The sequence below is a fragment of the Kitasatospora sp. NPDC058965 genome (assembly GCF_042741245.1).
Lineage (GTDB): Bacteria > Actinomycetota > Actinomycetes > Streptomycetales > Streptomycetaceae > Kitasatospora.
In genome coordinates this window covers 14,352-40,107 of sequence record NZ_JBHYKG010000019.1, presented here as the reverse complement: position 1 = coordinate 40,107, position 25,756 = coordinate 14,352, and the positions used below count along the sequence as shown (strand labels likewise).

13 protein-coding genes and 1 pseudogene are annotated in these 25,756 nt (G+C 68.5%); 13 read left to right on the top strand and 1 reads right to left on the bottom strand.

Features of this window, described 5'->3' with window-relative positions; all coding sequences use genetic code 11:
• Positions 1–235 precede the first annotated feature (235 nt).
• From ACFW1A_RS05795 to ACFW1A_RS05740, 12 genes are all read left to right on the top strand, one after another.
• Positions 236–1,402 carry an MFS transporter gene (locus ACFW1A_RS05795; RefSeq protein WP_380404750.1) on the top strand — a complete coding sequence of 389 codons (1,167 nt, stop codon included), beginning with the start codon at positions 236–238 and terminating at the stop codon, positions 1,400–1,402.
• 98 nt (positions 1,403–1,500) lie between these two features.
• Positions 1,501–2,697 (top strand): aromatic ring-hydroxylating dioxygenase subunit alpha, encoded by a 1,197-nt coding sequence (locus ACFW1A_RS05790; RefSeq protein ID WP_380404747.1) that lies wholly within the window; start codon positions 1,501–1,503, stop codon positions 2,695–2,697.
• Complete coding sequence (locus tag ACFW1A_RS05785) at positions 2,694–4,064, top strand: flavin monoamine oxidase family protein (RefSeq protein WP_380404744.1); 1,371 nt, start codon at positions 2,694–2,696, stop codon at positions 4,062–4,064. The genes ACFW1A_RS05790 and ACFW1A_RS05785 overlap by 4 nt, the downstream gene beginning before the upstream one ends.
• Before the next feature lie 20 nt (positions 4,065–4,084).
• A complete protein-coding gene (locus ACFW1A_RS05780) occupies positions 4,085–4,990 on the top strand; it encodes an LLM class flavin-dependent oxidoreductase (protein ID WP_380404741.1) in 906 nt (301 codons plus the stop codon).
• Positions 4,991–5,160: 170 nt separating this feature from the next.
• Positions 5,161–6,906 (top strand): amino acid adenylation domain-containing protein, encoded by a 1,746-nt coding sequence (locus tag ACFW1A_RS05775; RefSeq protein WP_380404738.1) that lies wholly within the window; start codon positions 5,161–5,163, stop codon positions 6,904–6,906.
• A gap of 79 nt (positions 6,907–6,985) precedes the next feature.
• Positions 6,986–8,443 (top strand): KamA family radical SAM protein, encoded by a 1,458-nt coding sequence (locus ACFW1A_RS05770; RefSeq protein WP_380404735.1) that lies wholly within the window; start codon positions 6,986–6,988, stop codon positions 8,441–8,443.
• Positions 8,443–13,020: an amino acid adenylation domain-containing protein gene (locus ACFW1A_RS05765; protein ID WP_380404732.1), complete on the top strand. Its 4,578-nt coding sequence runs from the start codon at positions 8,443–8,445 to the stop codon at positions 13,018–13,020. Before ACFW1A_RS05770 ends, ACFW1A_RS05765 begins: the two co-directional genes overlap by 1 nt.
• On the top strand, positions 13,017–20,414 hold the full coding sequence (locus ACFW1A_RS05760; protein WP_380404729.1) for an amino acid adenylation domain-containing protein: 7,398 nt from the start codon (positions 13,017–13,019) through the stop codon (positions 20,412–20,414). Before ACFW1A_RS05765 ends, ACFW1A_RS05760 begins: the two co-directional genes overlap by 4 nt.
• Positions 20,415–20,459: 45 nt before the next feature.
• Positions 20,460–20,672: an MbtH family protein gene (locus ACFW1A_RS05755; protein ID WP_380404726.1), complete on the top strand. Its 213-nt coding sequence runs from the start codon at positions 20,460–20,462 to the stop codon at positions 20,670–20,672.
• Positions 20,673–20,706: 34 nt separating this feature from the next.
• Entirely contained in the window at positions 20,707–22,557 is a 1,851-nt protein-coding gene (locus ACFW1A_RS05750) for an amino acid adenylation domain-containing protein (protein WP_380404723.1), read from the top strand.
• Entirely contained in the window at positions 22,557–23,030 is a 474-nt protein-coding gene (locus ACFW1A_RS05745; RefSeq protein ID WP_380404720.1) for a cobalamin B12-binding domain-containing protein, read from the top strand. The genes ACFW1A_RS05750 and ACFW1A_RS05745 overlap by 1 nt, the downstream gene beginning before the upstream one ends.
• Complete coding sequence (locus ACFW1A_RS05740) at positions 23,027–24,289, top strand: methylaspartate mutase (protein WP_380404717.1); 1,263 nt, start codon at positions 23,027–23,029, stop codon at positions 24,287–24,289. The genes ACFW1A_RS05745 and ACFW1A_RS05740 overlap by 4 nt, the downstream gene beginning before the upstream one ends.
• Positions 24,290–24,352: 63 nt before the next feature.
• On the opposite strand, the pseudogene ACFW1A_RS05735 reads toward ACFW1A_RS05740, so the two are convergent.
• Positions 24,353–24,502, bottom strand: a pseudogene (locus tag ACFW1A_RS05735) (IS5/IS1182 family transposase); the annotation flags it as partial.
• Between the two features lie 128 nt (positions 24,503–24,630).
• Here ACFW1A_RS05735 and ACFW1A_RS05730 point away from each other — a divergent pair.
• Positions 24,631–25,467, top strand: coding sequence for a transposase (locus ACFW1A_RS05730; protein WP_380404714.1), 837 nt, complete (start codon positions 24,631–24,633; stop codon positions 25,465–25,467).
• Positions 25,468–25,756 lie beyond the last annotated feature (289 nt).

Sequence of the window (25,756 nt, the reverse complement as noted above, 5' to 3'; positions counted from 1 at the left end):
TACATGGCAGGTCAATCGCCCCTCTATCCGTGGGCTCGAATGAAAAGCTGACATCCACACAGCGAGACCCGATGCCTGACCGCTAGCTTCTCACCACTGGAGGAGACCCTTGGCTGGACCAGATACCGAAGGCGGACTCGTCTCTACCAGCACTGATACGGGGGATGCTGGCAACGGTCGGCGACCTCGCGGGCTCGGTGCAGTCCTGGCCGTCAAGACGATCAGGCGGGCCTTGGTGGGTGTCTTCGCCGGGCGACTCGCACAGGCGATGTACCCCTTGGCGCTGCTGCTGATACTCCAACGGCGCTTCAGCGGAGTCTCGGCCGCCGGCGCGGTTGTGTCAGCGTTCACCTTCGCGGTGGCCATCTGCGGACCGATGTGGGGAAGACTGATCGACCGCCGCGGGCCAGCTGTCCTGGCCGTCGCGTCGGCGGCTGCGCCGATCAGCATTGGCACACTGGCTCTCGCGGCTCGGCACGGGTCCACCGTAGAGCTCTGGGTGGTCACACTCCTCGCAGGCGCCCTGCAGCCTCCGGTCTCGTCAGTGCTGAGGTCCCTGATATCGACTACTTTCGGAGATGCGGAAGTTCGCACCGCTGCTTACAGCGTCGACTCAATCAGCACCGAGGTCTGCTTCATTCTCGGCCCTGCTGTTGTCGGCCTGTGCGCGTCTGCGGCATCGCCTGCAGCCGCGCTGCTCATTGGGGCAGCCTTGACCCCGCTTGGCGCCAGTGTGTTCCTGGCCGGCGCCCAGGGAAGCCTTCAAAGCTCTGGCCAGCAGCCGAACGGTGATTCCGCTTCAGCCTCGGATACGCCGACGGTCTCACGCCGCCCGGTGTGGGTGATCTGCGCCCTTGCATTCGTGCAGTTCCTGGCCGTCGGGATGGTCGAGGTAGGCGCGGTCGCCCGCGCTGCAGAACTGGGAAGTGCCGCAACAGCAGGCGGGCTGCTAGCCGTCTGGGCCCTAGGCAGCGTCGGCGGCGGCCTGGTCCAGAGTCTCGCTGGCTGGCGAGCTTCGATGCGTACCCAGTATGCGGTCCTCTCTCTGTCGTGCGCGGCCGGCTTCGCCGTCCTTGCGGTGGCACCCGACTTCCTCGTGCTGGCGCCGTTGATGTTCCTCGCCGGGCTCGCTGTCGCGCCGACGGCGGCGCTTGCCGCAGGCCTCGTGAGCCAGAACGTACCGACAGCCTGGCGGACGGAGGCATTCACCTGGATGAACTCCGCCAGCGCGGTGGGCGGCTCCGCTGGCTATCTGGCGGCGGGAACGGTCGCCCAGCAGTTGGGCGCCCGGGCGGTGCTGCTCGCGGCTGCAACGCTCCCGCTGATTGCCGCAATCGGCGCGAAGGCCCTTCCTGCCGGCTCCCGACCGGCAGCGGAAGCCACCGAGACCCGCCCGCACTGACCGAGTCACACGTACCGCCGCGCCAGCGGCATCGCATCAACCCGGCGTCATCAAACGTGGTGCTGCCACAGGAGGGTTTTGTCATGAACCCGTCTAATATGGACGAGCAGGCAAGTGCTCCAGCCCGCGTTCTCGGAGAAGAAGCGGTCACCGAGCTCTTGACGGTCACCCGTGAACCTCGCGCCCTACCAGGCCTCGCCTACACCTCCCCCGAGCTGTTCGAGTGGGAGCGCCAGCGGATCTTCCAGCAGGGCTGGGTGCCCATCGGACGCGTCGCCGATTACGCCGATAAGGGTTCCCAGGCGGCCATGATGTCGGCCGGACGCAACATCCTGGTCGCCGGAACCGGCGAAGGTGTGAACGTGTTCGTCAACGCCTGCCGGCACCGGGGGCACGAACTCGTGACTCAAGCCTGCAAGATCCGCCGGGCGCAGGTGTGGTGCGCCTACCACGCCTGGGTCTACGGGCTCGACGGCGCCGTGCGCAGTGCACCTCGGTTCGAGGAGCTCGCCGAAGCGGACCCGCGCGGTATGGGGCTGCTCCCGGTCCGTTCGGCCGAATGGAACGGATGGCTGTTCGTCAACCATTCCGGTGATGCACCCGACTTCCCCGCCTCACTCGGCAACCTCACAACGGTCCTGGACGCCTACCAGCTCGGCGAGCTTCGTCGGGTGGGCACCGAAGAGTACGAGGTCGAGGCCAACTGGAAGCTGATCGTCGAGAACTACCTCGAGTGCTATCACTGCCCCAGTACGCACCCCGAGCTCAGCAAGGTTCAGCGCACGGTCAACGGGGAGGGATTCGCCAGCACCGGACTGTGGCTCGGCGGCTCGCTGGACCTCAAGAACTCGGCGGACAGCATGTCCCTGAACGGCTCGGGGCCTGCCTGGGCCTTTCCGAAACTCGATGAGGATCGCGCCCGCCAGGTGTGCTACTACGCGGTACTGCCCGGTCTGTTCATCACCGCGATGCACGACTACGTCGTCACCCATCGCCTCGACCCGCTCGCCCCAAACCGCACGCGTGTCATCTGCGACTGGTTCTTCTCCGACGAGCTGCTTGACAGCCGGGGCTTCAAGCCGGACTACGCGGTCGACTTCTGGAAGACCACGAACCTGCAGGATTGGGCCGCCTGTTCCTCGACGCAGCGTGGTGTCACGGACTCACGGTACGTCGCAGGCCCGCTGGCGCCGAACGAGGAGGAACTGCGCACGTTTCTGCAGGCGCTGGCCGACGCCTACGAACGCGATGCCGGCCTGCGTCCGCTCTGGGTAGCCGAGGAGCACAACGCATGACCTCCGAGAATTCGCCAGAGCAGGCCGAGATCGTCGTGATCGGTGCGGGGTTGTCCGGACTTTGCGCCGCGGAAGGACTCTCAGCACGCGGGCACGATGTCCTCGTCCTGGAGGCGTCCGAACAGCTGGGCGGTCGAACCCGCACGCAAACGAGTCTTGGCCTGGCGCTGGACTGCGGCGGAGCCTACGTCGGACAGCACCACACAGAGGTCAGGCAACTGGCGGATCGGCTCGGGATTCCGCTCCAGCGCACAGTGGCGGAGGGCGCGTCGCTCTTCGACTTGGCCGGTCGCCTGCACCGAAGCGACGGTGAGCACGCGCCGTTCAGCGCGCTGGCGTTCGGCCTGGCCCTGGACCGGATCGAGGAGCTCGCCGACCAGGTCGACCTGCACTCCCCTGGGGCATCCCCGAACGCTGAGATGCAGGACAGGATCACTGTGCATAGCTGGCTGCGCGCAGAGGAGATGCCCGCTGACGCGTGCCTGTTGATCGAGCAGATCGTGCGGGAGATGCTCGCCTCGGACCCCGACGAGGTGTCGCTGCTTCACTTCCTGTTCTACGTGAAGTCGGGTGGCGGGCTGCCTTTTCTCACAGCCTTCGCCGGCGGGGCCCAGGAATTCCGCTTGGCCGGCGGAGCGCAGGGCCTCTGCGGGCGGCTCGCGGCCCGCCTCGACCGGCAGGTGCGCACGGGTAGCGCGGTGCGCCGCATCACGCAGACAGCCGACTCGGTGCAGGTGCACGCGGACGGCCTCCGGGTCGAATGCTCTCAGCTGGTGCTGGCAACCGGCCCCGGGCAGGAGCGGTCCATCGAGCTGGACCTTCCCACCGCGCACCCGCCTGTCGTGCCCGCATCCAAAGGCGGTTCGGCGGTCAAGGTCCACCTCGTCTACCGCACGCCGTTCTGGCGGAACAGTGGCCTCAGCGGCTGGGTCACCGCTGACCGGCCCCCGATCCGCTTCCTGGTGGACGACTCCAACGGCAGGGACGGCCTGGGCGTGCTGGTCGGCTTCCTCACTGGTACGGAAGCACAAGCCTGGAGCAGTGGCAGCGTGACGTGGGGCGATCTCACGGCCAGACTCGCCGAATGGCTCGGTACCGACGCCCTGGAGCCGCTTCACTTACAGGCCCAGGACTGGCTTCGGCAACCGTGGATCCAAGGATGCTACGCGGCGGTTCCGGAGCTCGGAGCGTGGGCCGGCGTCCGATCGAACGGGCATCCAGGCGGCTTCGCTGGGCCGATCCATCGGGTGGGATCCGAATACTCGCCGTACTTCTACGGCCATCTCGAAGGAGCCGTCCGCTCGGCGCAAGCGGTGGCGCAGCAGGTCGCGCGCGGCGACATCGCCAGTTCGGGAGTTTCGCGATGACTGGGTCGGCGGAGAACGGCATGCAACACGGACTGCTGCTCCCCAATGTCGGCTACTACGCCGATCCGTCGCGGCTGGTGGAGTTCGCGGTCCGCGCGGAGGAGGCCGGTTGGGACGGTGTGTTCCTGTGGGACCACCTGATGATGTCCCGTGAGCTACGGCTGCCGGCTGTCGACGCCTGGACGGTCGTCACGGGGATCCTGGCCCGAACCAGTCGGCTGAGGAGCGGTCCACTGGTCACCCCGCTGGCCCGGCGCCGGCCCTGGAAGGTCGCCCGCGAGACGGCGACGCTCGATCACCTCTCCGAGGGGCGGCTGGTCCTCGGGGTGGGCCTGGGCGCCGATGCGGATCTCGACTTCGCCGCCTTCGGGGAGCCGGGGGGGCTGCGCACCCGAGCGTCCAAGGTCGACGAGGCCCTGCGGGTGATCGCGGGTCTGTGGCGCGGGGACGAGTTCAGCCACACCGGCGATCACTACCGCGTGGACCGCGCCACCTTCTTGCCTGCGCCCCGCAGCACCTCCGGGCGAGGAGATCCGGGTGTCCCGATCTGGGCGGCTGCGACCTGGCCCGCCTCACGTCCCGGTGCTCTCCTACGAGCAGCACGGCAGGAGGGCATCGTCCCGATGATCCGTGGGAATGGCGGCCATCTGCGCGGCCCCGACGCGGTGGAACTGGCGGACATCCTGGCTCGCCTGGCAACGCTGGCACCTCAAGATGCGTCGGTCCGGACCCGCGACGTGGTGGCGATCGACAGCGTGGCGCCCGGTGATGGGGCCGCTCACGACAGGTCTGCTGCCCTGGCCGAGGTGGGCGCGACCTGGCGTCTGGAGGCATTCGACCCCTGGCGCCGATCCCCGAAGGAACTGACCGCCTGGCTTGATCACGGGCCGCCTCGCCCCGCAGCTCGAGCTGTCCATGCCCAATGACCTGTCAAACCTCTGCCTGACCTTGTTTGGAGAGCGACATGACCGTGGCGTCGTCGCCAGTTCGCCCTGCCCGCTCATCGAAGGCGGGTACGGATGCCTGGCCGGATCCGCTGAGCTCGTTGGGCGGGAGTGGTCTTCCACCGGTACCTGCTCGATGCATCCACGACCTGGTGTCCGAGCAGGCTCGCCGAACCCCCAACGCTGTCGCCGTCTCTTGCGGCGGTGAGCAACTGACCTACGCAGATCTGGAGGCTGACGCGACACGATTGGCCACCCATCTGGTGGAGCGTGGAGTCGGCCCGGATCGGGTCGTCGCCCTACTTGCGACGCGTTCCCCGCGTCTGATCACCGCTCTGCTGGCCATCCTGAAGGCCGGCGGGGCCTACCTGGCGCTCGAGCCCGACGCTCCCCAGGAGCGCCTCGTGCAGTTGGTCTCCGACGCAGAGCCGGTACTGCTCCTGGCGGACACAGTGCTGTGGGAGAGGGTCGCGGAGGTGGATGTCCCCACCGAGGAACTCGACCGCCTCCTCGCTATGCCAACCCATTCCCCGCTGCGGGCCGCGCCGACCACGCCGGAGAATCTCGCCTATGTCAGCTACACCTCGGGTTCCACTGGCGAGCCCAAGGGGGTCTGCGTCCCCCACAGGGCGGTCGCCCGGCTGGTGCAGCAACCTGACTGGGCGCAGTTCACCTCGGCCGATGTCTTCCTGCAGCTCGCACCGGTCGCGTTCGACGCCTCCACCCTGGAGATCTGGACCCCGCTGAGCCTCGGTGGTCGGCTCGCAGTCCAGCCGCCCGGGCGCACCACCCCGGACACCTTGGCGCAGACCTTGAGGGCCGAGCAGGTGAGCGTCCTCTGGCTGACGGCCGGGTTCTTCCATCAGATGGTCGACACCTGCCTCGAGGCGTTCGGGGGGCTGCGGCACGTCCTCGCGGGCGGGGACGTACTCTCACGTGACCATGTGAGTCGACTGCTCACGGCTCATCCCCATCTCAGCTTCACCAACGGCTACGGGCCGACCGAGAACACGACGTTCACCGCCTGCTGGACGGTACATGGGCCCGTCGTCCTCGACCGGCCGGTGCCCATCGGGCGGCCGGTCAGCGGAACGGGGGTCGCCATCCTCGACACCGACCGCCGTCCCGTTCCGGTGGGCGTCGACGGCGAGCTGTACGCCTTCGGCGACGGATTGGCCCGCGGCTATCTGGGGCGTCCCGAGGCGACAGCCGAACGGTTCGTCCTGGCAGCCGGGCCGACCGGGGTCGTGATCCGTATGTACCGGACCGGCGACCTGGCGCGTTGGCAGGCCGACGGCACCATCGAGTTCCTCGGGCGTGCCGACCGACAGATCAAGATCCAGGGCTTCCGCGTCGAGCCAGGCGCCATCGAGGCAGCGTTGACCCGCTTGCCGACCGTGAGCGACGCTGCGGTCGTCGCACGATCCGACGACTCCGGCGCCAAGCGACTGCTGGCCTACGCAATTCCGAGGCCCAAGGCCCTGGCCGCCCCGGAGCTGGGCGCTCAGTTGCGTGAACAGCTACGTGAAGCGCTGCCGCCCTACATGGTCCCGCAGTCGGTGATCGTGCTGCCGGCGCTTCCGCTCGGTCCGACGGGCAAAGTCGACCGGGCCGCGCTGCCCGACCCCCGCCACGCCCCCCGCACCTGCACCACCCCCTACCGGGCACCCGAGACCGCGTTGGAGCGCAGCCTCGCCGAGCTCTGGTCGGCTCTTCTCGGGGTCGAACCGATAGGCGTGGACGACGACTTCTTCGAGCTCGGCGGCCACTCCCTGCTTGCCGCCGGTGCCCTGCACGCGATACAGCGCGAGCACGGAGTCCGGCTGGCCTACTTCGACCTGCTCGAACAGCCCACAGTGGCAGGCCTCGCCGCCACGATCGAGGAACTTACCTCATGACTCCGGGCGGACCACTCAACATCCGTCGGAGCAGCATCTGCGCGGCCGCATCTGGCCGCTCCCGCCGCAGGAGAAGCAAATGACTGACATCGCGATTCACTCACATGTATCGCAGCTCACGGCACCTTCCGCGACCGAACTCGCGGCTGCCCTGGGGTCGGGACTCCCCGAGCAGCCCTACGCGTACCAGAGCCGAAGCCTCGTCGAACCCGACTGGCGTCGCTTCCCCGGCTGGCGCAACGTCAGCACCGCTGACTGGAACAACCCACAGTGGCAGCGCGCCCACTGCATCAAGACCGTCGCGCAGCTGCGCCAGGTTGTCGGCGAGCTGCTCGACGACTCCTGCTACGCCGACCTCGAACGGGACCAGCGCGAGCGGGCCACGATGTCCATGCTGCTGCCACCGCAGATGCTCAACACGATCGCGCCCTCGCTCGATACGGCAACCCGCGGAGGAATCACCGAGGCGTTCCGAACCGACCCGGTGCGCCGCTACATGGTGCCGCTGTACTCCGACCGGCGACAGGACTGGCCCTCCCACCCCTTCGCAGAGCGCGACTCACTGCACGAACAGGACATGTGGGCCGTGGAAGGGCTCACGCACCGGTACCCGACCAAGGTCCTTGCCGAAGTCGTCGCGACCTGCCCACAGTACTGCGGGCACTGCACCCGCATGGACCTGGTGGGCAACTCCACGCCACAGGTGGCAAAGGCACGGTTCGTTATGCGGCCGGCCGACCGCCTCAAGGCCATGCTGGACTACCTCTCCACCACCCCTGGCGTGCGCGACGTGGTGGTCTCCGGCGGCGATGTCGCCAACCTGCCGTGGCCTCGGCTCGAAGCCTTCGTCTCGGAGCTGATACGCATCTCCTCGATCCGCGACATCCGGCTCGCGTCCAAGGCCGTGGTGGGGCTGCCGCAGTACTGGTCGTCCGACGAGGTGCGACGCGGCATGGAGCGGCTGGTTCGACTGGCGCGCAGCCACGACGTACAGCTCGCCGTGCACACGCACGCGAACGCGGCACAGCAGATAACGCCAGCGGTGGCCGCCGCCGCACGCGGCCTCATCGACACGGGGCTCCGCGACGTGCGCAACCAGGGCGTGCTGATGAGCGGCGTGAACGACTCCGTCGAGGCCCTGCTTGACCTGAGTTTCGCCCTGCTCGATGGGGCGGCGATCATGCCCTACTACTTCTACCTCTGCGACATGATCCCGTTCAGCGAGCACTGGCGCACATCGGTGTCACACGCTCAGGACCTCCAGCAGGGGATCCTCGGGTACCTTCCCGGATTCGCCACCCCACGGATCGTGTGCGACGTGCCTTTCATCGGCAAGCGATGGGTGCACCAGCCGCTTCAGTACGACCGGGAACGCGGCATCAGCTACTGGACCAAGAACTACCGCACCTCGCTCGAGAAGGGCGCGGAAGAGCCCGGGAATGTGACCACCCACCAGTACTTCGACCCGATCCACACGCTGCCCGAGAGCGGCCAGGACTGGTGGCGCCGTCACGCCTCCATGGTGGAGGTTGACTGATGACACCGCAGCGATCGGCGACACTGGAATCCGGGCAAGCCGTGCGCCTGCCCCTGACTCCGGGACAACAGCGCATCTGGTTCGCCGAGACCTTCGAGGATGCGACTCCCGCATACAACGTCCCGGTGGCTGTGCGGCTGCGTGGCCCTCTGGACGAGCAGCGGCTCAGGGCTGCTCTGGACTCGCTTGCTGTGCGGCATACGGCGTTGCGAGCCCGGTTCAGTGTGGACGAAGACGGCAATCCTTGGCAGTGGATCGCCCCAGCAGCCCCGTTCGACCTCGAGGTCCTGGACTCAGCCAGCCTCGACGACACCGACATGCGCTCGGCCGTCGCCGAGTTCGCCTGGCAGCCGCTGGATCTCGAACGAGGACCGATCGCACAGGCACGGCTGATCCGGCTCGGCTCCGACGAACGCATTCTCGTTCTGAACGTCCATCACATTGTCTTCGATGACTGGTCAACCGGTGTGTTCCTGAGGGCCCTCGGCGCTGCCTACCGGGACGGGTCCGGATGGCCCGGACCGGAGGTGGACTACGCGGACCTGCTGCGACTCGAGTGCAGGCGTCTCGCGGAGCTGGACACCGAACGGCACTTGCAGTACTGGGAGGACCGGCTCGCCGGCTTGCGGCACCTGACGGTGCCCACCGAACGGCCCCGCCACCACCACCGACGCGGCTCAGGCGCCGCGGTCCACTTCTCCATACCCGCGGCGACCGCGACCGGGATCCGTGGGCTGGCCAAGACCACTCGCTCCTCCGTGTACATGGTCCTGCTCGCCGCGTTCCAGGCGCTGTTGGGCAACTGGGGCGGGAGCACGGACGTCGCGGTCACGTCGCCGGTGGCCACCCGCGCGGTCGCCGGCAGCGATGACGTGGTCGGTTACCTGGTGAACACCGTGGTGCAGCGCGTCCAGGTCGCCCCCGACACGACGTTCCAAGGGCTGCTGTCCGAAGTGCGTCGGACCACATTGCACAACTACTCCCATCAGGACCTGCCTTTCGACCGGGTCGTACGCAGGCTGCGCCCGCGGCGCACATCGACCGGTACCGCGCTGTTCCAGGTGGGCTTCAATTACCAGAACGCGGTCGGGGCACCCCTGACGCTGCCCGGGGTGGATGTCACCGCCTTCGCGGTGCCGCGCGCCACCGCGAAGTTCGACCTGCTCCTCGACGTCGCGGACGAGGGCGACGGGATGACGGCGTTCTTCGAGTACGACTCGGAGCTGTTCGACGAGGCATCCATCGCTCCCCTCAGCGAAGCGCTCGTACGGGGGCTCAATGCGGTCGTCTCGAACGCCTTGACGCCAGTCAGCGCCTTCGGCGTGGCCCCGGTACGGGGCACGCGACTGCTGGCACCCCTGGGGCCGTTCCCGAGCACGGCACCGACCAAGTCCGACTTCCCCCTGACGGGTGGACAGCGTCGCATGTGGACGGCGCACCAGCTTCGTCCAGACTCCGCCGAGCACGCGTGTCCGATGGCGTTGACCCTGGACGGGAGGCTGGACCGCGCTGCGCTCCTTGAGGCCCTCACCGGGCTCGTCGCCCGCCATGAGGCACTTCGTGCCCGCATCACGACTTCGGCCGACGGCCGGCCGCAGTGGACGCTTCGCCGACCGGCCCCGCTGGTGCCCCGCTTCGCCGACGTGCGCGGCGAAACCGACCCCGACGCCGCACTCACGGAGTGCCTGACGGACGAGCTTGCCCGCCCGTTCGATCTCACTGCGGGGCCCCTGGCCCGGGTGCTGTTGGTGCGGATCGCCGACGACCGTCACGTCCTGGTGCTGAACGTCGCGCACGTGGCCTTCGACGGTCAATCCCTGGAACTGGTCCGCGGCGAGCTGCTGCACCTGTACGGCCAAGCCCTCGGAAATGAAGGTTCGGCACTGGCCGTACCGGCTTCGTTCCGTGACTACACCCTGGCACGGGCAGCCGAGGAGGAAGAGCCTGCCCCCGCGCGGCTCAACTGGTGGCGCGAGTACCTGCAGGCGGCCGGGCCCGTGGACCCGCCGGTCGATGTCCCCCGGACAGGACCGCGTAGCGGGAAGGGGGCCGTGCACGCCTTCACCGTCTCGACCGAGACCGCGGCCGCGCTCTGTCTCCTGGCAGCCAGCGCCCGCACCACGCCGAACGTGGCCCTACTGGCCTGCTTTCACGCGCTCATCTCCCGCTGGACCGGAAACGCCCGGGTCTGTGTCGGCACCCCGACGGCCGACCGCCTGCACGCGAGCGGCGAGGACGTGGTCGGCTTCTTCGTCGACAGCGTTCCCCGGCTGGCTGATCTCTCCGCTGATCCTCCGATGAGGGCACTGGTGGAGGTGGTCCGCGCCGACACTCTGATCACCCACAAGCACACCCGAGGCCGCATCCGAGCAGGCGACGGGTACTCGGCCGCCGGCTGCTCGTTCGAGGGGCTGCTCGATGAACTCCAACGGCGCGGAGATATCCGCGAGGGGGCCCTGTTCAACCTGCTGTTCGATGTGCGGCACGTGGACCGGGCACCAGTACATGTCGCAGGTCTGGCCGTCCGGGACGTGGTACTTCCGCGGATCAGCGCCTCAGCGGAGCTGACCTTCGACTTGGAGTTGGACGCGGAGGGCCGCCTCCGCGGCACCATCGAATACGCGTCGGACATGTTCACCTCGGAGACGATCGAGAAGCTGGCCGCTCGCTTCCTGGCTGTAGTGGAGCAGATGGTGGCAGCTCCGGACACACGGGTAAGCGCACTCGACCTGGTCGTGCCGGCCGATCCGCCGAGCGTCCGGCCGTGGTCGGCCCCTGCACCGGCGAAACCGACGGATCTTCGGCCGGTCCACGAGCTCGTCTTCGAGTGCGCGGACCGCACGCCCGACGCGCTGGCCGTGGTGTGCGGCACTGACCGGCTGACATACGCGGAGCTGGCCAACCGGGTCGAGCGACTGGCCCGGCGACTGGCCGCTCTAGGAGTCCGTGCCGAACAACCCGTCGCGGTGCACGTGTCCCGAGGCGTCCAATCGGTCGTCGCGCTGCTGGCGGTGGTCCGGGCCGGCGGGGCCTTCATGCCGATCGACTCCACTCTGCCGGACGAGCGCAAGAGCATGTTCCTGCAGGACGCCGGTGTCCGCCTCGCGATCACCGACGCCGTCCTCGCTCCCCTCCCACCGCACGAGAACCTGGTTCTCCTCGATGCAGCGGACCGTGACGTTGACGACGAGACGCCGCTGCCCTCCGTGGACCCGCAGCAGTTGGCCTATCTCATCTACACCTCAGGCACGACCGGACGGCCCAAGGCCGTCATGGGCCTGCACGGAGCGTTGACGCAGCACTGCCGGGCAATGGCCGCCGCTTACGGGCTCAACGGCCAGGACCGGGTGCTCCAGTTCGCCAGCCACTCCTTCGACGCCTCTCTCGAGCAGATCCTGCCGACCCTGGTGTCCGGCGCGACCCTGGTCCTGCGCCCGGACGAGCTCTGGCAACCGGAGGAGTTCGCGGCGGTGCTGCGCCGAAACGCGATCACCGTCGCGGAACTGCCGCCCGCCTACTGGGCTGCAGTCGTGAACCGGCTCGGCGACGACGCGCCGCCTGCGTGCCTCAGGCTTCTCGTCCTTGGCGGCGAGGCGGTTCCCGCCGACGTAGCCCATCGCTGGCTGGCGCAGGCACCCATGTGCCGGCTGGTGAACACCTACGGGCCGACGGAGGCAACCATCACCGCGACCGCTCTGGAGGTCACCGCGGCCGAGGCGGCCACCGGAGTCGTCGCCATCGGCGGGCCGCGGCACGGCGTCCGGGTGAGCATCCTCGATCCCGCCATGCGACCGGTCCCGCCGGGCACGGTGGGCGAGCTCTACATCGGAGGCAGCGTCACCCGCGGCTACCTGAACCGTCCGGGGCTGACCGCCGACTGCTTCGTGCCCGATCCCGCCTTCCCCGGTGAGCGCATGTACCGCAGCGGTGACCTGGTGCGGGTCCGGCCCGACGGCTTGCTCGACTTCCTGGGCAGGGCCGACGACCAGGTCAAGATCCGCGGATATCGGGTCGAGCTGGGCGAGGTCGCGGCCCGGCTCACTGAGCATCCTGGCGTGGAAACAGCGACGGTTCTCGACTTCCTGCCGCCGGAGCCGGGTGCTGACCGCTTCCTGGTCGGTTACGTCGTACCTAGCGGTAACGGACAGCTGAACCCTGCCGCACTGAGCGAGTTCTGCGCCGGTGTGCTGCCGCCGTACATGGTTCCCGCCCTGTTCGTGGAGCTCCGCGAGCTGCCCGTGACCAGCGCGGGCAAGGTGGACCGGCGCGCCCTGCCCGACCCGCTGGTTGCCGGGCTCAGAGGCATCGAGCAGACGACTCCTCGCAACGAGCTGGAAGAACTGGTGGCGGAACTGTTTGCCGCGGTTCTGGGTGTACCGGCCCCAGGCGTGTTCGAGGACTTCTTCCACCTGGGCGGGCATTCCCTGCGCGCCGCCCAACTGGTCGCGCGGCTGCGCGAAACCTTCGACATCGGCTTCTCCCTGACGGAGTTGTACGCGACGCGGACGATCGCCGCGGTATCCGAAGCGGTGCTGAGCGCTCTCGTCCCCGCGGACCTCCAGGAAGGCACACCATGACTACCCACGTGCTGCCGCAGACGGTGCCGGCCCCCGCAGCGGCCGAACCGGACCAGCGACTCGCAGCGGTACGCGACCGACTCGCCCGAGCGGGTGCGCGCCTTCGCGGCACCCCTGACGCCGACACGCTGCCGATCCTGCCCCCTGGGCCTGCCCCTCTGGCCGCAGGACAGGCTGGGATCTGGTTCTTCGAGCAGCTCACGCCGGGGACGCCCCTGTACAACGTGCCTCTCGCGATCCGGTTGACCGGCTCGGTGGCACCGACCGTGCTGCGCTCCGCGCTGGCCTGGGTGGTATCCCGCCACGGCGCGCTTCGCACCACCTTCCGGGTCGGCCCGGACGGGGAGCCCGTCCAGGAGGTCGGTGCCCCCGGAGCTGTGGACTTCGAGGTGCTGGACGTCACCGAGCAGGATCTGTCCGACGCACTGCGGCGGGAAGCCGAGCAGCCCTTCGAGCTGGAAAAGGGTCCGCTGCTGCGTGCCCGCCTCTATCGGATCAATACCGAAGAGCACGTGCTGCTCACGGCCGTCCACCACATCGTCTTCGACGGCTGGTCCGCCGACCTCTTCCTGAAGGACCTGGCGACCGCCTACGAGGCTCGCCACACCGACAACGGGCCTGCTCTCGCTGAACGGCGCCCGGCGCTGTCCGAGGGCGTCACGACACCTCAGTTCCGCGACTTCGCCGGCTGGCAGGCCTGCCGTCTCGCGGGCCCGGAGTTGGATGCGCAGCTCGGGTACTGGCGCGAGCGCCTTGCCGGAATGCCCGACCTGGAGATCCCCGGCGACCGCGTGCGCCCAGCCACGCGGGACTGGCGCGGCCACAGCGCAAGGCGGGTGGTGCCCGCTGGCACGGCAGCAGCCGTACGCCGCCTCGCGGAATCCCACGACACCACGTCGTTCACCGTGCTGCTTGTCGCCTTCGCCGCGTTCCTCCACCGGCTCAGCGGCCAGGAGGACTTCGCACTCGGCGTCCCGGTCGCCGGCCGTGGCCGCACCGAGTTGGAGTCCGTGATCGGCTACTTCGTCAACACGATCCCGGTCCGGATGGACTTCGCCGGTCGGCCCCACTTCCACGAGGTGCTCCGTCGCACGGTCGCGGGCTCTCGCGAGGACTTCTCACGGCCGGATATCCCCTTCGACCGACTCGTCCGCGAGCTCCGCCGCGAGCGGAACGCCGGCAGCCAGCCACTGGTGCAGGCCATGATCGGCACCGAGTCGGCCGGTGCGCCGATCCGACTGGGTGAGGCCCTGGGCAGGGAAGTACCTGTCGATGTCGCCTTCGCGAAGTGCGACATGGATCTGAGCGTTCAGGACGACGGTGAGCGCATCAGCGTCAATCTGGTCGTGCCCGCTGATCTCTTCGAGTCCACCGCCGCGGGGCGGCTGGCCGGTCAGTTCCTCACCCTTCTTGACGGCCTGGTCGCCGCGCCCGGTCGTCCCGTGTCGGACCTGGGTCTGCTGAACGCAGCCGAGTTGCACACTGTCCTGCGCGATTGGAACGACACGGCACGGCCGCAGCCTGAGCGGTCGTTCGTCGAGCGTTTCCAGGAGCGATCCACACAGACGCCCGACGCGGTGGCGGTGGCCTGCGGCGACGAATCGTTGAGCTACCGAGAGCTCAACGAGCGGGCCAACCGGATGGCACGGCTGCTGGTCGACCGGGGTGCGGGCGTCGAGCGCTTCGTGGCGGTACTGCTCCCCCGCTCCCCGACCCTCGTAGTGACGCTGCTGGCGGTGCTCAAGTCCGGGGCAGCGTATCTGCCGATCGATCCCGACTTCCCGGCGGACCGGATCGGCTACATGCTGGAGGACGCTCGACCTGCCCTCCTGGTGACCGACGCCACCACTGCGGACCACCTGGCGATGCTGAGCGACGGTACGGAACGCGTCCTCGTCGACGAGGTCGATGCGTCAACCGTCGTGGGCGAGAACCTACCCGCGGTCTCCCCTGACCACCCCGCGTACGTGATCTACACGTCCGGATCGACCGGCCGGCCCAAGGGCGTGGTGGTGCTGCGGTCCGCCCTCGACAACTTTCTGGGCGCCATGGCCGACCGCTTCGTCCTCACCCCGGCCGACCGAGTTCTGGCAACCACCACGATCTGCTTTGACATCGCCGGGCTGGAGCTGTACCTGCCGCTGCTGAGTGGCGCCCGTGTCGTACTGGCCGGCACGGACACGGCGCGCGACCCGAAGGCGCTACTCGAGCTCATGACCTGTCACGGCGTGACCCTCGCCCAGGCGACCCCCAGTCTGTGGCAGGCCCTGCTTCAGGAAACCCGATCAGCGCTGTCCGGGGTCCGGGTGCTGGTGGGCGGTGAGGCGCTGCCGGTCGAACTCGCCCGTGCCCTGGGCGAATCCGCCCATGCGGTGACAAACATGTACGGACCGACGGAAACCACGATCTGGTCCACAAACCGCCCGGTGGACAACGACAGCGCCAGCCGCGGGTCCATTGGCTTCCCCATCGACAACACCCAGGTGTACGTGCTCGACAACGGCCTGCGGCCTACTGCGGTCGGTGCCCCCGGCGAGCTGTACCTCGCCGGGGCGGGCCTCGCGCGCGGCTACTGGAACCGCCCGAGGCTGACCGCCGAGAAGTTCCTGCCCAATCCGTTCGGGCCTCCGGGCACCCGGATGTACCGCACTGGGGACCTGGTCCGCTGGTCGGCGCACGGTGATCTCGAGTACCTGGGTCGCAGCGACCACCAGGTCAAACTGCGCGGGTTCCGGATCGAGCAGGGCGAGATCGAGACGGCCCTGACAGGCACCGGCGCGGTGCGGCGGGCGGCCGTGATGGTGCGCGAGGACCGGGTGGGCGACAAGCGGCTCGTGGCGTACGTGATCCCAGTGGGCCCAGCTGACACGGAGCAGCTCCGGAGGGAGCTCTCCCGGACGCTGCCCGACTACATGGTCCCGTCAGCGATCATCCCGCTGAGCGGCTTCCCGATGACCCCGAACGGAAAGCTCGACCGCGCGGCCTTGCCGGCGCCCGACTACGGCACGCGAACCGCCAGCCGCCGGCCCCGGGACCGACGCGAGGAAGTCCTGTGCACGCTGTTCGCGGAGGTGCTTGGCCTGCCGGAGGTCGCCGTCGACGACAACTTCTTCGACCTCGGCGGCCACTCGCTCCTCGCGTTCCGTCTGCTCGCCCGAATCCAGCAGGAGTTCGGCGTGGAGTTCCCCCTGCGCCGCCTCTTCGCTGCTCCGACCGCAGCGGCCGTCGCCGAGTCCATGGCCGCTATGCCAACCGCGGACAACTGCAGGAGCGAGAGCGGACGCACGCCGCTCGTCGCGGTGATCCGGGGCGAGCCCCTGCCCCTCTCCGTGATGCAGGAGTCGGTCTGGCTCGCCGACCAACTCGCCTCGGCGGACGGCGGCTACAACGTGCCGCTGGCGCTCAGGCTTACCGGCCGACTTGACCGAGACGCATTGCGGCACGCGCTCGACCGGCTCGTGGAGCGCCACGAGGTGCTCCGCACTCGCATCAGCGTCGGCGCCGACGGGGTGCCCTTTCAGGTCGCCGACACGGCGGGTCACGGAGCCGTGCTCGAGGAGCGCGATGCAGTGGAGGTGGCGGATCTGACCGATCTCGTCCTCGCCGAAGCAGCCCGCGGCTTCGACCTGGCCTCCGAGCATCCCCTGCGCAGCGTGCTCTGGCGCGTCTCGGGCCAGGAGCACCTCCTGCTTCTGACCGCCCACCATGTCGCCGTCGACGCATGGTCGATGGATCTCGTGCAGCGAGAACTCGCCGAGTTCTACGCCGCAGCAACTGACGGCCGCGAGCCGAACCTCGATCCGCTTCCCATCCAACAGGCCGATTACGCAGTCTGGGAGCGGGCTCGGCTGGACAGCAAGCAGCACGCAGCCGAACTGGCCTTCTGGCGCGCCGAACTGGCCGGCGCCGTTGCCACCGAGGTGCTGGGAGACTTTCCCCGGCCCGCGACGCGCAGCGGCCGCGGCGGCGCGGTCGCCTTCGCGGTGGCGCCGGAGGAGGCCCATGGCATCCGTGAGCTGGCGCGCCGACACGGTACGACGGTGTCCACCGTGGTGCTCGCGGCACTACAGACGCTCCTGTCCCGGATCACCGGCCAAGACGACATCGTCCTCGGCAGCACGGTAGCCGGGCGTGGCGACCCACGGCTGGAGAAGGTCGTCGGCTGCATGCTCAACACCGTCGTGCTGCGCGGCGACCTCGCCGGTGCGCCGACCTTCGCAGAACTGATCGAGCGCACCCGCACCCGCACCGTGGAAGCCCTGGCCCACCAGGAGCTTCCTTTCGACCGGCTGATGGGAGAACTTCGTGCGGCCCGCGATGCCGGCCGCACCCCGCTGGTCCAGATCATGTACAACTTCAGCGCGCAACAGCCCGCCGAACGCCTGCTTGGCGAAGTGGCTGTCGAGCAGGTTCCCGTGCCCGTGACGACCTGCAAGTTCGACCTCGTCCTCAGCGTCGTCGACGACGGGTCGTGCCTGGAGGGCGCGCTTGAGTACGCAAGCGACCTCTACCTGCACGACACGGCCCGCCGCATCGCCGCATCGTTGACTCGGCTGCTCACCGCGGCCGCCTCCGCCCCGGACACGCCGCTGTCGCGCCTGCCACTGGTACCCGAGGCGGACCTGGCCCTGATGACGCGGTGGGGCGTGTCCGAGCAGCAGCTGACCGGCGCACTGACGGTACATCAGCTCGTGGAGGACCAGACCGATCGCGCCCCGCACCGGACCGCTGTGCGCGCAGGCGGCGACAGTCTGAGCTTCGCGGAGCTCGACGATCGGGCGAACCGTCTGGCCAACGCGCTGTTGAGTGGCGCGCTTGGGGCACTCCCGCTCACGCCCGAAGCCCCGGTGGCCCTCTTGCTCGATCGCAGCCCCGAGCTGGTTGTGGCCATGCTCGCCGTGCTCAAGGCCGGCGGGTACTTCATCCCGATGGACCCCGGCTATCCGCCTGCGCGCCTCGCCAGGATCACCTCCACGGTGGAGCCCTCCCTGGTGCTGAGCCGCGGCGATCTGGTCCGGCGCCTGTCCGACCCGCAGCTCTTCGGCGTGGTGCCGGTCGTGGCTGTCGAGGATGCGACTGCGGTGCTCTCCGGGATGCCGGCACACCGCCCGGACCTGTCCGTCGATCCGCGCAGCTTGGTCTACTCGATCTTCACCTCCGGCTCCACCGGGCACCCCAAGGGCGTCGCGGTCGAGCACATCGGCGCGGTGCGCTACCTATCGTGGGCGGCCCGGAACTACCCCGGTTCCGGGGAGCACGGCACGCTCGTGCACTCGTCGGTCGGCTTCGACCTGACGATGTCGAGCCTGCTCGAACCGCTCGTGTCCGGGCGAGGCATGACACTGCTGCCGGCCGACGCGACGTTGGCCGACCTCGCCCGTGAGCTGTCTGGGCCGCTCGCGTTCGACTACGTGCGGCTGACGCCCTCCCACCTTCGACACCTGACCGCCCACTGGAGTGACAACAGCCTGGATCCTGCTGCGCGCGGCTGGGTTGTCGGCGGCGAGGTGCTCGACCCGCAGCTCGTAGAACGACTGCTCCAGTTACGTCCGGACACGGTCGTGGTCAACCACTACGGGCCGACGGAGACAGTCATCGGACGGGTGGTGCACCCGGTGCGTGCGGGCGACCACCTGGCCCCCGACGCTCCCCTCCCACTAGGGGCCCCGCTCGGTGCGACCCGGCTCCAGGTCCTCGACCCCCGGCTCGAACCGGTCCCGATCGGGGCGGTCGGTGAGCTGTACATCGGTGGCGAGGGCGTCGCGCGCGGCTACATCGGCAGGGCTGCCCTGACCGCTGAGCGGTTCCTGCCCGATCCCCAAGGCCGACCGGGCGCGCGTATGTACCGCACCGGAGATCTGGTGCGCTGGCGCACGGACGGGCTTCTCGACTTCGTCGGCAGGGTCGACCACCAGGTGAAGCTGCGGGGCTATCGCATCGAACTCGGTGAGATCGAAGCTCGCCTGACCGAGGCCCCTTGTGTGGATCGCGCCGTGGCGCTGGTGCGCGGCGAGCAGCTGATTGCGTACATCGTCCGTGCACAGGGCCAGGCGCCGACCACCATCTCGGCACTGCGTCGATTCTGCGCGGAACAGCTGCCGGAGTTCATGGTGCCGAGCCAGTGGGCGTTCCTCGACTCGTTCCCGCTCACCCCGCACGGCAAGGTCGATCACCAAGCGCTGCCCGAACCCTCTGGTGAACGACCGGAGCTGGAGCACCGGTACGTGGCTCCGCGCACCCCTGGCGAGCAACTGCTGGCTGAGCTGTGGGCCACCGTGCTGGGGGTCAACGAGGTCGGCATCGAGGACAACTTCTTCGACCTTGGTGGCACTTCCGTAGCCGTCATTCGGCTCGCGGCGGCCTGCAACCGATCCGGTGTCAGGCTCTCGCCGAAGGACGTGTTCGAGCACCAGACCGTTCGTGCGCAAGCCCTGCGGACGATCGAGCTGGAGCGCAGGGAGACGAACGCGCCCCTCCTCGACACCGTCTTCGGCGCGGGGCACACGGGCATGACCCGAACGCTGGTGACGCTACGGGTGGACGGGGCAGAGCGCCCGCTGTTCTGTGTTCACCCCAGCGGAGGCAGCGTGGGCTGGTACCTCCCGATGGCCCGCGCGCTGCCGCAGGGGCATCCGGTGCATGCCTTCCAGCCGCTCGGCATGGACGGGCGTGAATCGCCGCTGGAGACCATCGAGGAAATGGCTCGCGCCTACCTCACCGACATGCGCCAGGTGCAACTCGAGGGCCCGTACGTACTGGTCGGCTGGTCTCTCGGAGGCGCCATCGCTTTCGAGATGGCGCGGCAGCTGGACGACTTGGGTCAGCAGGTCGAACTCGTCCTGCTGGAGCCGACCCTGCCTGGTGTGGACAGGACGATCGAACTGCACCGACCGGCCGTCGTCAGTTATCTGCAGGGCGCGGAGCTGGCAGAGCGGATCCTTCGGCTCCCCGAGGGCGCCCCCGAGCGCGACCGCCTTCACGAGGAGCTCACGGAGATGCTGGAGACGGCCGGCTACTCGGCCGCGGAGGTCAGCCTTGGCGACTCCCTGCCAATGCGCGCGTGCGGTCAGATGCTCGCGGCCTTCGCCTCCTACCGACCGCAGCCCCTCCGGGAGGCCTCTGGTGTGCGCACCTGGTTCGTGGTCTCGGCCGAGTGCACAGACGCAAGCACAGAGCACCCGTCCGGCACCTCCCACTTCGCCTACGTCCCTTACTTCGAAGGCTGGCAAGCGCTGCTGGGGAGGGACGGGGCACCGCAGACGGCCCGGATACCGGGAATCCACGCCACAATGCTCGCCGCCGAGCACCTTCCGACCGTCGCCGGCCATTGCATGACCGCGCTCCGAGCCGCGAACGCACGCGCTCGCGATGCCGTCGCGCTCCCGAACCGTTGACCCCTCGAACCGCACAAAAGCTGCAAGTCACAGAAGGGCACCCACGTGTCAGACCGCAACATCGACAACGAGTTCAAGGTCGTCGTCAACCACGAGGAGCAGTACTCGATCTGGCCGCTCTCCAGGCAGACACCGGAGGGCTGGCACGAGGAGGGGACTCAGGGCACCCGCGAAGCCTGCCTGGAGCACATCGAGGCCGTGTGGACCGATCTGCGTCCGCTGAGCCTCAGGCAGCGCCTGGCAGCCGGGCTCCGTTGACTCCTGTCACCACCTATCCACGAAGGACTGCTGCATGACCGCGACGTTCGACAGCACCATCGCACCGAACACCGCCACGTTGGCACCGCCGGCCTTCGACACCGCGTCGTACCCCGGCACCGTCGTCTCCACGCTCCGCAGTGTGGCTGCGCTCCACCCCGACGCCCCGGCGCTCATTGACCCCGACGGAACGTTGACGTACCGCGAGCTGTGGTCCACGGTCGACGCTCTCGCCGCCAACCTGCGCCGCTTCGGGATAGCCCGGGGCAACCTGGTCGGCGTAGCCGCTGAACGGACGCGGCACAGCCTGTTGTGCATGCTCGCACTCGCCCGGGCGGGGGCCGGCTACGTCCCGCTGGACGGCACCCAGCCGGCCGCACGCCTTCAACGCATGATCGCCGGTAGCGGAGTGCGCACAGTGGTAGGCCGCTCCGCTGCCCTCACGGCCTTCCCGCAGGGCCTCCCCGTCGAGTTCGTCCACATCGACCTGGCGTTGCGTTCCGCCGCGGCGGCGGACACGGCCATGCCCGACCCCAACGACCCGGTGTACGTCATCCATACTTCCGGATCCACCGGTGACCCGAAGGGCGTGCTGGTACCGCACCGAGCGCTCCACACTGCGGCCAGGTCGCTCATCGGGTTGTGCGGCACTGGCCCTGGGGATCGGGTGCTCAGCTTCGCGTCGCTGAGCTGGGACACAAGCGGAGAGGAGATCTACTCGGCGTTGCTGTCAGGTGCCACGCTCGTGATCGACCCCGCCGCCAACAGCGGCTCCATCCCCGCGTTCCTGGGCGCGTTGCGACGCAACCGCATCACGGTGGTGGACCTGCCGACCGCCTTCTGGAACGAGCTGGTCGCGTTCCTGGACGAGGACGGCGCCAGCGGCGACGTTGCAGCGGAACTGCTGGGGAACGTGCGGCTCGTCATCATCGGCGGGGAGGAGGTGCGCGCCCCCCAGGTGCGCTCATGGGCCGAACGTGTCCCCGACCGTATCAGGCTCCTCAACACCTACGGTCAGACCGAGACGGTGCTGGTCACACACGCTGCGGAGCTCAGCGGGGGCATCGGACGCGACCTACGTCCTGACGACAGGGTGCCGATCGGTACTCCTCTGGGCCACGTGCAGCAGTTGCTCGTCCCCAGGAGTGGTGCAAACGGCGCAGCAGAGCTGCTGGTGGGTGGCCCGACGGTCTGCCTCGGCTACATCGGAAAGCCGGAGGAGACAGCCGCACGGTTCCGCCCCGGCCCCGACGGTACCGGGCTCTACTACCACACGGGCGACCTAATCGTGGAACGCCCGGACGGCCAGCTGGACTTCGTGGGGCGATGCGACCGGCAGATCAAGATCCGAGGTCTGCGCGTCGAGCCCGAGGAGGTGGAGCGTGTCCTGCACGCCCACCCAGACCTGCAGGCCGCAGCCGTGGCACCCAGCACCGAGCCGTCGGGTGCGATGGTCCTGACCGCCTGCATCGTCCCACTCGACCCGCACCGCGGTAGCGCTCCGAGTGCCGAACAGGTCCGTGCCTGGCTGGCCGAGCGCCTACCCGACTATCTCGTGCCCAAGCACATCCGCGTCGTCGACCGACTCCCCCTTCTCCCGAACGGAAAGGTAAACCTCAAGATGATTGCCCAGAACACTTCTGCGCCCGCCGCGACCGCTACGGTCGAGGAGATTGCCGCTGAGCTGGCCGAACTGTGCTCTGCCGTCCTCGGAAGCCCCTGCAGTGCGACTGACGACTTCTTCGACGCAGGCGGCGACTCGCTGCTGGCAACCCGGCTGATCTCCAAGGTGTACCGGCGCTTCAACGCCGAACTCACCTACGTCGATGTCTTCGACCACCGCACCCCGGCCGAGCTCGCCGGTCTGATCAGCGGGCGTCTGTGATGGGCGCCCACGCTCTGGGGCTCGGCTCGCCCCCCGTGCCCCACCTGCGGGTGCTCGTAGCCGGCACTTCTTCGGACGCCCACACATGGAATCTGATGTACCTCCAGCTCGCGCTGGAAGAGGCAGGGCACGAGGTCACCAACCTCGGTCCCTGCGTTCCGGACGAGCTGCTAACCGACGCCTGCGTCGGAACACGGCCCGACGCTCTGGTCCTCAGCTCTGTCAACGGCCACGGCCATGCCGACGCGGCCCGCGCTGTCGCAACACTCCGCCGTGACGCACGGCTCACCACGATGCCGATCGTTGTCGGGGGACTGCTGGGCACAGCCGGACGTCCCAACGCCGACTACGCGGGACCGCTCCTGGCCGCCGGCGTGTCCGCCGTCCTGGAGACCAACGAGTTGCCGGAGCTGCTCTGCTTCCTGGCCGCTATTCGCGTCGATTCGTCACACGAACTCGAGGCGGTCGGATGACGAGTCTGGCTGACTCAGGGTTCGCCGCACGGCTGGGCGACGCTCGACGTGACGGTCTGGTCGTCGTCCAGCCCCGCATGGGATTCGCCGATCCGTCCGTGATGCGGGCAGGGCTGACCGCCGTACGCAACGCGAGGGCAACGACGGTCGGCACGATCACGCTGGACAGCTATACCCGAGTTGGGGACCTGCGCAGCGCGAGGGCGGCGCTGCGGGACCGAGCCGATCTCAATGGCTACCCGCTGTGCAGCCACGCGGACGACACGACCCTCGCCATGCTGGCCGACGTCCGCGGCCCTGGCTTCCCGATTCAGGTACGGCACGGCTCGGCCATGCCTGGACACATCATCGAGGCGATGGCACGGGTCGGGCTCGACGCCACCGAGGGCGGGCCTGTGTCCTACTGCCTGCCCTACGGCCGCACACCACTGAGGTCCGCGGTCATCGAGTGGGCGTGGGCCTGCGACCGGCTCGCGCAGCTGGCGACAGTCGACCGACCGACCCATTTGGAGAGCTTCGGCGGCTGTCTGCTGGGGCAACTGTGCCCACCGTCGCTTCTGGTAGCGGTCTCGGTGTTGGAGGGCCTGTTCTTCGCGCAGCACAGGGTGCCGAGCATCTCGCTGAGCTACGCGCAGCAGACCCATCCGGGACAGGACCTGGAGGCACTTGCGGCTCTCCGTCGACTTATGGACGAGCTGCTCCCTGATCTGGACACCCACATCGTCCTCTACACCTACATGGGTGTGTTCCCGCGCACCCGGCGCGGAGCTCTGGCCTTGCTCGACGAAAGCGCCCGACTCGCCGTCTTCGGCGGCGCAGACAGGCTGATCGTCAAGACAGTTGTCGAATCCAGCCGGATCCCGTCGATCGCCGACAACGTGGAGGCGCTCGAGAGAGCCGAGCGCGAGGTGCAGCGGGCCCGCCTGATGCGGGCAAACGGCGAGCACCCGTGGGAGCCCACGCAATCGGGACTTTACGAGGAGGCCCGAGCGATAGTGGACACGGTGAGATCACTGCACCCGGACCTGGGCCGGGGCTTGCTCCAGGCGTTCGGCCGTGGGCTGGTCGATGTCCCCTACTGCTTGCACCCTGACACGTCGGGGAAGGCCAGAAGCCGCGTCGGCAAGGATGGGCGTCTGGAATGGACCCATATCGGGTCGCTGCCCATCAAGGGACCACGCCCGGCAGGTCACGCTGTTGGTGCCTCGGAGTTGAGCCAAATGCTCCGCTACGTGGCAGATCGCTTCGACGCAATGTAGTCCCGCGTGCCGCCCCTGGGCATCTCAGAGGGCATTTGACGAGAGAACTTTGCCGTTTATGTCCTAGTAGGTTCCTCGCCAGGTTGGTGTTGTTTCGTCCGTTATACGCTTGGCGAGGTTGTCGATCGAGGCGATGTGGATCATGGCTTCGGAACTGGCCGGCAGGGTCTCGTAGTCGCGGGTGAGACGGCGGCGCTGCATGATCCACCCCAACCTCGGTCTTTCATGGCGGCCTGAAGGATGGTGACTGAGCGTCACCCGAGAGCAGACACGGTGCCCCTACCTGCGATGATCTGCGGTGTCTAGTCACTGATCATGCACTTGGTGGGGGCACCGTTTCCGTGCGCAAGAGTAGTGGACGTCTTGCCGGCCTGGCCATGTCCGCCGACGGCAAGAACCAGGTCGGGCACCCGGGCGGGGTGCACCTGCAACTGCTCGCGGACCGGGTCGGCCTGGGAGCCGAGCTCGACCACGCGATGCGCCAGCCCGGCTTCCACCCGCGGCACCCGCGCGGCCGGGTGCTCACCGACCTGGCCTGCGCGATCGTGCTCGGCGCTGTCGCCATCAGCGACATCGCCGTGCTGGAGCACCAGCGCGAGGTCCTCGGCCCCACCGCTTCCGTCCCCACCGTGTGGCGGACCCTGGACGCGGTGGGCGAGCTGCAACTGAAGCGGATCGCGCTGGCGCGGGCGAAGGTCAGGCGCCGGGTCTGGGGCCTGCTCGCGGACCGTCCCAAGCGTTTCCCGTGGATCACCGTGGACGGCAAGGCGCTTGAGGGCTGGACCGTCATCGACCCCGACGCCACCCCAGTGGCCTGCGCCAGCGAGAAGGAGGGCTGCGCGGGCACCTACAAGAAGGGCGTCTATGGCCTGTGCCCGATCCTGGCCTACTGCGACAACACCGGTGAACTTCTCGCCCAGCAGCTGCGGCCCGGCAACGCGGGAGCCAACGACACGCACGACAACATCGCGATCCTGGACGCGGCGGTGGCCCAACTGCCCTGGCAGCACCGCAAGAAGATCCTCTTCCGCGTCGACGGGGCCGGGTTCTCCACCGGCCTGCTGGCCTGGATCGCCGCCGCTGGCGGCCGGGTGCACCCCTCCTACCGCTGGGAGTACTCCACAGGCTGGACGTTCACCGAACGGGAGATGGAGGCCGTGCTGGCGCTGGACCAGTAAGCGCCCATCGAGCGTCGGAGAGGTCGCTCGGGTACGGCTTGCGCTCGGTCATGACACAGCGTCAGCACAGATGGGGCGGAGGATCCCGTTCCACTGCCGGATCGGCGTTTCTATGACTTCTTCAAACCAGACGGACTTCGAGCTATAGATGCGGATGAGATGGACAGTCACCCTTCCAGCGAGAGGAGGAATGTTGTTCATCAATTGGGCATGGCGTCATTAAAGCGGCATGCCTATAAGGAACTTACGGGATCAAAGATGCCAAAACGCCCTCTTAACTCACCGGCAT

Coding starts and splice junctions, on each gene's coding strand:
- ACFW1A_RS05790 (WP_380404747.1), top strand. CDS start 1,501: ATGGACGAGCAGGCAAGTGCTCCAGCCCGCGTTCTCGGAGAAGAAGCG.
- ACFW1A_RS05785 (WP_380404744.1), top strand. CDS start 2,694: ATGACCTCCGAGAATTCGCCAGAGCAGGCCGAGATCGTCGTGATCGGT.
- ACFW1A_RS05780 (WP_380404741.1), top strand. CDS start 4,085: ATGCAACACGGACTGCTGCTCCCCAATGTCGGCTACTACGCCGATCCG.
- ACFW1A_RS05770 (WP_380404735.1), top strand. CDS start 6,986: ATGACTGACATCGCGATTCACTCACATGTATCGCAGCTCACGGCACCT.
- ACFW1A_RS05765 (WP_380404732.1), top strand. CDS start 8,443: ATGACACCGCAGCGATCGGCGACACTGGAATCCGGGCAAGCCGTGCGC.
- ACFW1A_RS05760 (WP_380404729.1), top strand. CDS start 13,017: ATGACTACCCACGTGCTGCCGCAGACGGTGCCGGCCCCCGCAGCGGCC.
- ACFW1A_RS05750 (WP_380404723.1), top strand. CDS start 20,707: ATGACCGCGACGTTCGACAGCACCATCGCACCGAACACCGCCACGTTG.
- ACFW1A_RS05745 (WP_380404720.1), top strand. CDS start 22,557: ATGGGCGCCCACGCTCTGGGGCTCGGCTCGCCCCCCGTGCCCCACCTG.
- ACFW1A_RS05740 (WP_380404717.1), top strand. CDS start 23,027: ATGACGAGTCTGGCTGACTCAGGGTTCGCCGCACGGCTGGGCGACGCT.